Genomic DNA, 9,484 nt, shown 5'->3' on the forward strand with positions numbered 1-9,484 from the left:
GTTCACCATGGCCCAGCACACCAGCACCGTTGTCTGGCAGCGCGACCAAGCTGCCTTCACCGACCACCGCTACAGCCGCCGCCATGTCTGGCAGTTTGATGGCGGGGCCGAGGTCAGCGCATCGTCCTCGCCCCACGTGGTGCCGCTGCCGTATTCCGACCCGGCAGGGGTTGATCCCGAGGAGGCCTTTGTGGCGTCGCTGTCGAGCTGCCACATGTTGTGGTTTCTGGACATCGCCGCCCGCGCCGGCTGGGTAGTGGAGAGTTACCGCGACGAGGCCGTGGGCATCATGGCGCGCAACGATCAGGGCCAGCAGGCCATGACCCGTGTGACGTTGCGACCGGCGGTGCAGTTTGCCGGAGCGCAGCCCTCGCTGCAGCAGTTGCAGGACTTGCACCACCACGCCCACACTTCGTGTTTCATTGCCAACTCGGTCAGGACCAAGGTGCTGTGCGAACCCATTCTTGCAACGGAGCCCCAGCCATGACCTACCTACCGCCCCACTTTGCCGAGACCGACACCGCCACCTTGCACGCCCTGGTGCGCGCCCACCCGCTGGCCACCTGGGTGGTGCAGCACCAGGGCGAGCTGCTGGTCAACCACATTCCCCTGCTGCTGGATGCCGAACGCGGCGAGCACGGCACGTTGCTGGGCCACGTGGCACGCGCCAATCCGGTCTGGCAGGCGCTGGCGGATGGCGCGCCATCGGTGGCGGTGTTCACCGGGCCGCAAGCCTATGTGTCGCCCAACTGGTACCCCAGCAAACACGCCCATGGCAAGGCCGTGCCGACCTGGAACTACGCCGTCGTCCACGTCCACGGCGTGCCACAGGCCATTGACGACCCGGCGCGGGTGTTGGACATCGTGACGCGCCTGACGCGGGTGCATGAGGCCGCGCAAGCCCGGCCCTGGCAGGTGGCGGATGCACCGGCTGACTACCTTGCCAATCTGCTCAAGGCCATCGTCGCCATCGAGTTCCCGGTGCAGCGCTGGGTCGGCAAATGGAAGGTCAGCCAGAACCGCCCCACCGCCGACCAACAAGGGGTTGCCACCGGGTTGCGCGAGCAGGGCAGAGAAGCCGCCGCGCAAATGGCCAAGCTGGTACAAGCAAGGATCACAACATGAACATAACACCGCCGCTCATCACCGTAGATGCCCTGCGCCCCGAGGACTACGCAGCCTGGCTGCGACTGGCGCAGGGTTACAAGACCTTTTATGAAACATCGCTGCCCGAGTCTGCCTATCAGCACACCTGGCAACGCCTGTTACAAGCGCAGGCAGTCCATGGCCTGGCAGCGCGGGTGAACAGGCAACTGGTGGGCATCATGCATTACCTGTTTCACGCCAGCTGCTGGTCAGCCGACGTGTGTTATCTGCAGGATTTGTTTGTGGCTGAGGCGGCCCGCGGCCAAGGCGTGGCACGGGCCCTGATTGAGCAGGTGGCGCAGCGCGCCCGGGAGCATGGTGCACCCCGTCTGTACTGGCTGACCCAGCACACCAACACCCGCGCCCGCCGCCTGTATGACCACCTGGCGACCAACCAGGGTTTCATTCGATATGACTACCCGATGGTCTGAGGCTTGGCCTCCCCAGTGACTGGCGTCAGTCCTCCTGATCTTCGGCACGCCGTGTCCGGGCGCGCTGCATCAGCAGGGTGATCAGCAAGGCAGCGGCGGCCGAGCTGGTGATTGTTGGCGAAGACGAAAGCAGATTGACCAGGCCGTCAACGGCTCGGACACTGACCTGTTGCACATGGTTGACCAAGGTGATCACATCGCCGGGTTGTACTTTCTGGGCATCTTCGGCGCGAACGTGAACATCGGGCCAGCCGCTGCGAAACCGGATCGAGGCAAAAACGCCATTGGCAATGGCCACCAGCGAAAGGACCCCCAGGGGCTTGAGCAAATGCTCCAGCAGGCGGCTGCGTTCGGCTGCTGGAGCGATTTCATAAACCTCGCCAACCAGTTGGGCAATCGAGGTGTCGACCTCCTGGGGGCTCACCGGGCTGGCGGGAACTGTGGCTGTGTGGGTGTGTTTGTCCATCTTGTTACGCTCCTTTTTGGCGACGTGGTGTGGGCGGGGCAACGTGGGTGCTGCACAGGCCCGGTGCGCTTGAGGCACCTGGTTTCCACATAGACCTATCAGGATAAACCCTGACACCCCTGGAATTTGTGTCAGGGGAATGATGAAGTGCAACAGTCTGTAAACCGGCCCTGACAGGGTCGGTTCACTTTCCCGACTTCAATGGATATTTTGGCCTCTAGCCCGCTTGAAACATACACATATTGCTATTAAATGTATAGCAATCAAACCGCCATCATCCAGACGGATGCCAACCTGGGGTAGACGCCGGCCTGACCTACATGCCCAGGGATTTCATGAGTTCCTGATGGTCGAAGGTCTCTGCAGCGACTGCGGCCTGTGGCTCGGCATTACGCGCCGCGTTGACCTCGGCAATCACCTCGTCCGGGTTCACTTCATTGACTTCGAAGTCGTGCAACTTGATGAATTCGGTGCGGTCAATCGCCAGCTCCAGATAGAAGATGTTGTTTTTGCCAGTGTAAAAAGTCACGCGCCGTGCTTCGGGTTGGTCCAGGTGGGTGTCCACACTCAGCACCACCTGCTTGTTCAGCACCAGCATCTTGGGCTGATTCTGGGTGATATGGGTCTGCAGTTCGCGCCGCACCTTGCCGGTAAAGTCGCCGACGATCTGGTTCATCAACTCACCCAGGATGTTGCTCACCTCATCCGAGGTGTGGGCAATGGCCAGCTCGCTCTTGGGCATCCCCATGTTGAGCATGTAGCTTTCATAAAGCTCCATGGCCGTCTGCGCTGAAAAATTCAGCACCACCAGGCCAGAGAAACCGCCGTCAAACAGCACGAAACAGCCAATGTCGGGCTTCAGACAGGTTTTGGTGATGCGCTGAACCATGCCGGAATAGTGAATCTGGCAATGGGTTGCAACATTCAGCACGCGGGTGACTGAATTGCACAGACTGGTCAGCAGATCTTCGGTGCCGTACACCACTTCGGACGCTCGCCCTTTGTTGCTCATGTGGAATGTCTCTGATGAAAGCTGAGACTGTACAACACCACCACCCCATACGCCACTCGGCGTATTTCCCAAATACCGGTGCGTCCCTAAAGTCTCTCCATCGCTGGCCCAAGGCCTGAACCCAGGTTCAGGCAAGCCACCAGCGACAACGGTTTCATCAACTCTGGAGTCGCACACATGTCATCTTTGAACTCACGTCGTTTTACCCTCAAGGCGCTCACTGCCGCCGTCGCGCTGTCTGGCTTGTCAGCCCTGCCAGCCTTTGCCGCCGACACCATCAAGGTCGGCATCTTGCACAGCCTGTCTGGCACCATGGCCATTTCTGAAACTGTGTTGAAAGACACCGTGCTGATGGCCATTGACGAGATCAATGCCAAGGGCGGTTTGCTCGGCAAGAAGCTCGAACCCGTGGTGGTTGACCCGGCTTCCAACTGGCCGCTGTTTGCTGAAAAAACCAAGCAACTGCTCGGCCAGGACAAGGTCGATGTGATCTTTGGTTGCTGGACTTCGGTGAGCCGCAAGTCGGTGTTGCCGGTGGTCGAAGAAATGAACGGCCTGCTGTTCTACCCGGTGCAATATGAAGGTGAAGAGCTGTCCAAAAACGTGTTCTACACCGGCGCCGCCCCCAATCAACAAGCCATTCCCGCGGTGGACTATTTGATGAGCAAAGACGGCGGCGCAGCCAAGCGCTGGGTCTTGCTGGGCACCGACTATGTCTACCCCCGCACCACCAACAAAATCCTGCGCGCTTACCTCAAATCCAAAGGCGTGGCAGACAAGGACATTGACGAGAAATACACCCCGTTTGGTCACAGTGATTACCAAACCATCGTGGCTGACATCAAGAAGTTCAGCGCCGGTGGCAAAACCGCGGTGGTGTCCACCATCAATGGTGACTCCAACGTGCCGTTCTACAAAGAACTCGGCAACGCCGGCCTGAAGGCCAAAGACGTGCCAGTGGTGGCTTTCAGCGTGGGTGAAGAAGAGCTGCGCGGTGTGGACACCAAGCCGCTGGTCGGCCACCTGGCCGCCTGGAATTACTTCCAGTCTATCAAGAACCCGAGCAACACCGAGTTCATCAAAAAGTGGACCACTTACGCCAAGGCCAAGGGCATTGCCGGCCACAAGGACAAGCCTTTGACCAACGACCCGATGGAGGCCACCTACATCGGCATCAACATGTGGAAACAAGCGGTTGAAAAAGCCAAGTCCACCGAGGTCGACAAGGTGATTGCCGCCATGGCCGGCCAGACCTTCAAAGCCCCGAGTGGCATTGTCAGCAAGATGGACGAGAAGAACCACCACCTGCACAAGAGTGTGTTCATTGGTGAGATCAAGGCCGACGGCCAGTTCAACGTGGTCTGGAAGACACCCGGCCCGGTGAAAGCCAAGCCATGGTCGCCGTACATCGAAGGCAATGCCGGCAAGCCGGATGAGCCTGCGAAGAAGTAATTGGCGGTTGACTGGGTGCTGCAACGGGCCGGAGGTGCGTATGAACTCAGGTCGGCGTGGCACTCAGTGCAGCGGCATCAAGGAGGAGGCCGAAGGCCGGGGGACAGCCGCGGAGCTGAGTACCACGTCGGCCTGAGTCTGCCAAGGCTCGGTGGAACCAAGATCCGGGATACCCGATCTTTCCTGCGGCCTCTGCTGCCGCTGACATAGGGGCAGATGGTTCCGCGAATGTCCCCCGCCCGCTGACGCGTGCTCCTCCTTGATTTGGCCAAACCCCAAGTCCACGCTGCACCAACCACCCCCATGTCAGCGACTCGAATAAATCAGCATCAAGTCTTTGATCAATAAAAACCCCACAAACAACCCATGCGACATTTCTTAGCCATTGCCGCCCTGCTGCTCGCGACCCAGGTTCACGCTCTGACGGCTGATGAGGTCAAAGGCATCACCATCGGTGAAACCGACAGCCGCATTGAGGCGCTGGCCAAAGCCATGGCCACGCCGGACGACAAAACCGCAGCCTTTCTGCAGGCCATGTCGGAGGACGCCGTCAAAGTGGCTGGCGGCAAGGTGCTAATGGTGAAGGATGACACAGCGCTTGACCCCGTGACCAACGCAGAACAAGCCTTACCCGCCGATGCCGAAGACGTGATCAACAACAACCGCATGCGCGGCGAAATCGACTCGGCGCTGGCCGCCCTCAAGTTGTTTTCCAAAGACGATACGATGCGCGCCGCCGCCGTCAAGCAATTGCAAAGCGACGCTGACGAAAGCAAGCTACCGCTGATCGAAAAAGCCCTGGCCGCCGAACAAAACCCTGCCATCAAAGACCAGTTGGGGATGGTACGCGCCGCCGCCCTGTTGAACAGCGCAGACAAAACCAAACGCCTGGAGGCTGCCAAACTGCTGGCCACCAGCGTCCAGGCCAACACCAAAACCATGCTGCTGGCACGGCTGGCACGGGAGCCGGATTCAGAAACCAAAGCCGCCCTGGGGAACGCACTGCGCCAGGTGGAATCAACCCTGGCCTGGGGGGACAAGTTGGGGGCCTTGTTCAGCGGCATCAGCCTGGGCTCGATCCTGCTGCTGGTGGCGCTTGGCCTGGCCATCACCTACGGGCTGATGGGCGTGATCAACATGGCGCACGGCGAGCTGATGATGATTGGGGCCTACGCCACCTACGTGGTGCAAGGTCTGTTTCAAAAATACCTGCCTGGCGCGTTTGACTGGTATTTGCTGGCCGCTGTACCTGTGGCATTCTTGGCTGCCGCCCTGATGGGTGCGGCGCTGGAGCGCACGGTGATCCGCTTTCTCTATGGCCGCCCGCTGGAAACCCTGCTGGCCACCTGGGGCATCAGCCTGATGCTGATGCAGTTGGTGCGCAGCATTTTTGGTGCCCAAAACGTGGGCGTGGAAAACCCGTCGTGGATGAGTGGTGGTGTCCAGGTTCTGGGCAACCTGTCACTGCCGTTTAACCGGCTGGTGATCATCGGTTTTGCCCTCTTTGTGCTGGCTACCGTGTCATGGCTGATCAGCAAAACCCGCCTGGGCTTGTTTGTGCGCGGGGTCACGCAAAACCGCCCGATTGCCTCGTGTATGGGCGTGAACACAGCACGTATTGACACCTACGCCTTTGCCCTGGGTTCCGGCATTGCCGGGCTGGCCGGCTGCGCCTTGAGCCAGGTCGGCAATGTCGGGCCGGACCTGGGCCAGGGCTACATCGTCGATGCCTTCATGGTGGTGGTGCTGGGCGGTGTCGGTCAGTTGGCGGGCACGGTGTATGCCGCGCTTGGGTTGGGCATTTTGAACAAATTCCTGGAGGGGCTGACCGGTGCGGTATTGGCCAAGATTGCAGTGCTGGTGTTCATCATCATCTTTATTCAAAAGCGACCCCAGGGCATTTTTGCCATGAAGGGCCGCTCGGCGGAGGCATGAACGTGAACACAACTTTGAACCCTGTTTCCTTACCCACTCCCGCGCCGCTGCTTGGCCGCAAAGGATGGGCGGCTTTTCTGGTGGCGATGATCATCGTTTGCGCGGTGGCCCCGGTGCTGAATTTACTGGTGCCTGCGGGCAGCCTTTTCCATCTGAGCGACTACGGTGTAGGGCTGCTCGGGCGCATCATGTGTTACGCCATTTGTGCGCTGGCCATGGATTTGATCTGGGGTTTTACTGGCATCTTGAGCCTGGGCCACGGCTTGTTTTTTGCGATAGGTGGCTACGCCATGGGCATGTATCTGATGCGCCAGATTGGCCTGGAAGGCAATTACAAAAGCGCCCTGCCCGACTTCATGGTGTTTCTGGACTGGAAGACGCTACCCTGGCACTGGACGTTTTCTGACAGCTTCATCGCTACCCTGTTTTTGATCATTGCAGCACCAGGCATCGTGGCCTTGGTGTTTGGCTACTTTGCCTTTCGCTCACGCATCAAAGGCGTGTACTTTTCCATCATCACCCAGGCCATGACGTTCGCGGCGATGCTGCTGTTCTTCCGCAATGAAACTGGTTTTGGCGGCAACAACGGCTTTACCGATTTCAAGCGCATTCTGGACATCCCCATTGCCACACCGCAGATGCGCATGACGCTGTTTGTGCTGACCGGCCTCACGCTGCTGGGCTTCTTTTTACTGGCACGCTGGCTCATCAACAGCAAATTTGGCCGGGTGCTGCAAGCTGTGCGTGATGCCGAAACACGGGTCATGTTCAGCGGCTACAACCCGCTGGGCTACAAGCTCACCATCTGGACCATTTCAGCCATGATGTGTGGTGTGGCTGGTGCCCTGTATGTGCCGCAGGTTGGCATCATCAACCCGAGTGAAATGAGCCCGGCCAACTCGATCGAGATCGCCATCTGGGCCGCCGTAGGAGGCCGCGCCACGCTGATCGGGCCAATTTTGGGCGCGTTCATCGTCAGCGGGGCCAAAAGCTGGCTCACCGTGGCCTACCCCGAATTCTGGTTGTACTTTTTGGGCGCTTTGTTCATTGGAGTCACATTGTTTCTGCCCGATGGGGTGGTGGGCTTGATCAAAAAACTGAAAGGCGGTGCCCAATGACCCCCGACCTGTTGGAACAAGGCGCTCGCCACGCCGAGCAATACCGCGCGGCCCATGCTGTCGCACGTGGTAACACCGAATCGGGTGGTCGCGAGGCTGGTTTCTCGCGTTTACACACGCCGGGTGAGGTGGACACCACCCATGGCCGTATCCTGTACCTGGAAGAGGTGAGCGTGAGTTTTGACGGTTTCAAGGCCATCAATCAACTCAGTCTGGACATTGCCCCCGGTGAGCTGCGCTGCATCATCGGCCCCAACGGCGCGGGCAAGACCACCATGATGGACATCATCACCGGCAAAACCCGCCCGGACGCAGGCCGCGTTTTTTTTGGCAGCACCATCGACCTGCTGCGCTACAAAGAATCTGAAATCGCCCAGATGGGCATTGGCCGCAAGTTCCAGAAACCCACGGTGTTTGAGCAACTCTCGGTGTTTGAAAACCTGGAGCTGGCTTTGAAAACCAACAAGGCTGTCACCGCTTCGATGTTGTTCAAACTGGATTCAAAGCAGAGCGACCGGCTGGCCGAGGTGATACACACCATCCATCTGGCGGGCAGTGTGTCGCGCCAGGCCGGCTACCTCAGCCACGGGCAGAAGCAGTGGTTGGAAATTGGCATGTTACTGATGCAAGACCCCAAGCTGTTGCTGCTGGACGAGCCGGTGGCGGGGATGACCGATGAAGAAACCGAGCGCACGGCTGAGCTGTTTTTGTCTTTGAAAGGCAAACATTCGCTGATGGTGGTGGAGCATGACATGAGCTTCATCAACACCATCTCGGACATCGTCACGGTGTTGTGCGACGGCTCGGTGCTGGCGCAGGGGACGCTGGCGCAGGTGCAGGCGGATGAGCGGGTGATTGAGGTGTATCTTGGACGCTAGGGATGTTTGCCTGGTTGCTCAGTGGGCTTTTTCTGATTCTTCTGAGTGCGAAGCGGTTGCCGGGATTTCGCCCCGGCTGGCGACTCACTTTCTTTCGCTTCGCCGAAAGAAAGTAAGCAAAGAAAGGGCGACCCCACTGTCTGCGACCCTGCGCTTCGCTACGGGCAACCTGAGTTGCGACGGTTGGACGGGGAACCGCTCGAACTCGCTTCGCTCAGACAATCGCGGTTCTTTTTCCCGCCCAACCGTCGCAACTCAGGCGCATCCAGAGGGGACCCAGGGAATACCGCTCGTGGCGCTGCGCGCCACATTGCACTGGGGCGTGTGGCACACCCCGCGCTGCAATGCCCGGCGCAGCCGGGCGAGCAGTGCTGCCCCCCACGCCGTGGTGCGTCGGCGAGTAGCGCAGGGCTGGGCGGATCAGGGCTCGCGATTGTTTGAGGCGATAGCCGAGTTCGAGCGAGACCCCGCCCAGACCGAGCAACGCAGCGAACCGGCACGCAGTGACGGCGACGTATTCGGCTCGCCTTTCTTTTGGGTACTTTTCTTTGGCGAAGCAAAGAAAAGTACCTCGCCCGCCGGGGCGAGACCCGGCCAACGAGCACATCAAAAACAACCAAAAGCAGGATAAAGCCCGATGCTGAATGTCAAAAACATCAACCAATACTACGGCGGCTCCCACATCCTGCGCGACGTGAACCTGCAAGCCACTCCAGGAAAAGTCACCGTCATCCTGGGCCGCAACGGTGTCGGCAAAACCACCCTGCTCAAAAGCCTAATGGGCCTGGTACCCATCAAAACCGGCAGCATCGAATTCGACGGCAAGCCGATCCAAACTGCCACGCCTTACGAGCGAGCCAGAGCCGGCATCGGCTTCGTCCCCCAAGGCCGCGAGATATTTGCCAGATTAACGGTCGAGGAAAACCTGCGCATGGGCCTGGCCTACAAACCGTCCAGCACCCCCATCCCCCCCGAGCTGTTTGAACTGTTCCCGGTGTTGAAGCAAATGCTCAAGCGCCGTGGCGGCGACCTGTCCGGCGGCCAGC

The 9,484-nt window shown here is 59.5% G+C and carries 10 protein-coding genes; 8 read left to right on the forward strand and 2 right to left on the reverse strand.

The window, feature by feature from the left end:
* Positions 1-7 precede the first annotated feature (7 nt).
* Genes PHW99_RS03235 through PHW99_RS03245 form a run of 3 tightly spaced genes read left to right on the forward strand, consistent with a single transcriptional unit; the run spans position 8 to position 1,577 of the window.
* Positions 8-487: an OsmC family protein gene (locus PHW99_RS03235; RefSeq protein WP_300173756.1), complete on the forward strand. Its 480-nt coding sequence runs from the start codon at positions 8-10 to the stop codon at positions 485-487.
* Positions 484-1,125, forward strand: a complete 642-nt coding sequence (locus tag PHW99_RS03240; RefSeq protein ID WP_300173758.1) for an FMN-binding negative transcriptional regulator — start codon at positions 484-486, stop codon at positions 1,123-1,125. Before PHW99_RS03235 ends, PHW99_RS03240 begins: the two co-directional genes overlap by 4 nt.
* On the forward strand, positions 1,122-1,577 hold the full coding sequence (locus PHW99_RS03245; protein ID WP_300173760.1) for a GNAT family N-acetyltransferase: 456 nt from the start codon (positions 1,122-1,124) through the stop codon (positions 1,575-1,577). The genes PHW99_RS03240 and PHW99_RS03245 overlap by 4 nt, the downstream gene beginning before the upstream one ends.
* A 25-nt stretch (positions 1,578-1,602) precedes the next feature.
* On the opposite strand, the gene PHW99_RS03250 is transcribed toward PHW99_RS03245, so the two are convergent.
* Both PHW99_RS03250 and PHW99_RS03255 read right to left on the reverse strand, forming a co-directional pair.
* The gene (locus PHW99_RS03250; RefSeq protein ID WP_300173762.1) at positions 1,603-2,043 is read right to left on the reverse strand and encodes a hypothetical protein; all 441 of its coding nucleotides are present in this window, start codon (positions 2,041-2,043) and stop codon (positions 1,603-1,605) included.
* Between the two features lie 316 nt (positions 2,044-2,359).
* On the reverse strand, positions 2,360-3,055 hold the full coding sequence (locus PHW99_RS03255; RefSeq protein WP_300173764.1) for a DUF3334 family protein: 696 nt from the start codon (positions 3,053-3,055) through the stop codon (positions 2,360-2,362).
* 177 nt (positions 3,056-3,232) lie between these two features.
* Between PHW99_RS03255 and urtA the strand changes: the two genes are divergently transcribed.
* The 5 genes from urtA to PHW99_RS03280 all read left to right on the forward strand — a co-directional run.
* Positions 3,233-4,507 carry an urea ABC transporter substrate-binding protein gene (gene urtA, locus PHW99_RS03260; RefSeq protein ID WP_300173766.1) on the forward strand — a complete coding sequence of 425 codons (1,275 nt, stop codon included), beginning with the start codon at positions 3,233-3,235 and terminating at the stop codon, positions 4,505-4,507.
* A gap of 366 nt (positions 4,508-4,873) precedes the next feature.
* Positions 4,874-6,442, forward strand: coding sequence for an urea ABC transporter permease subunit UrtB (gene urtB / locus PHW99_RS03265; protein WP_300173768.1), 1,569 nt, complete (start codon positions 4,874-4,876; stop codon positions 6,440-6,442).
* Positions 6,443-6,456: 14 nt separating this feature from the next.
* On the forward strand, positions 6,457-7,560 hold the full coding sequence (gene urtC, locus PHW99_RS03270; protein ID WP_300173776.1) for an urea ABC transporter permease subunit UrtC: 1,104 nt from the start codon (positions 6,457-6,459) through the stop codon (positions 7,558-7,560).
* A complete protein-coding gene (urtD, locus tag PHW99_RS03275) occupies positions 7,557-8,438 on the forward strand; it encodes an urea ABC transporter ATP-binding protein UrtD (protein WP_300173770.1) in 882 nt (293 codons plus the stop codon). Before urtC ends, urtD begins: the two co-directional genes overlap by 4 nt.
* A 637-nt stretch (positions 8,439-9,075) precedes the next feature.
* A partial coding sequence (locus PHW99_RS03280; RefSeq protein WP_300173772.1) for an ATP-binding cassette domain-containing protein occupies positions 9,076-9,484 on the forward strand: 409 nt, incomplete at its 3' end.

This window comes from Rhodoferax sp. (genome assembly GCF_028689305.1).
Taxonomy (GTDB): Bacteria; Pseudomonadota; Gammaproteobacteria; order Burkholderiales; family Burkholderiaceae_C; genus Rhodoferax.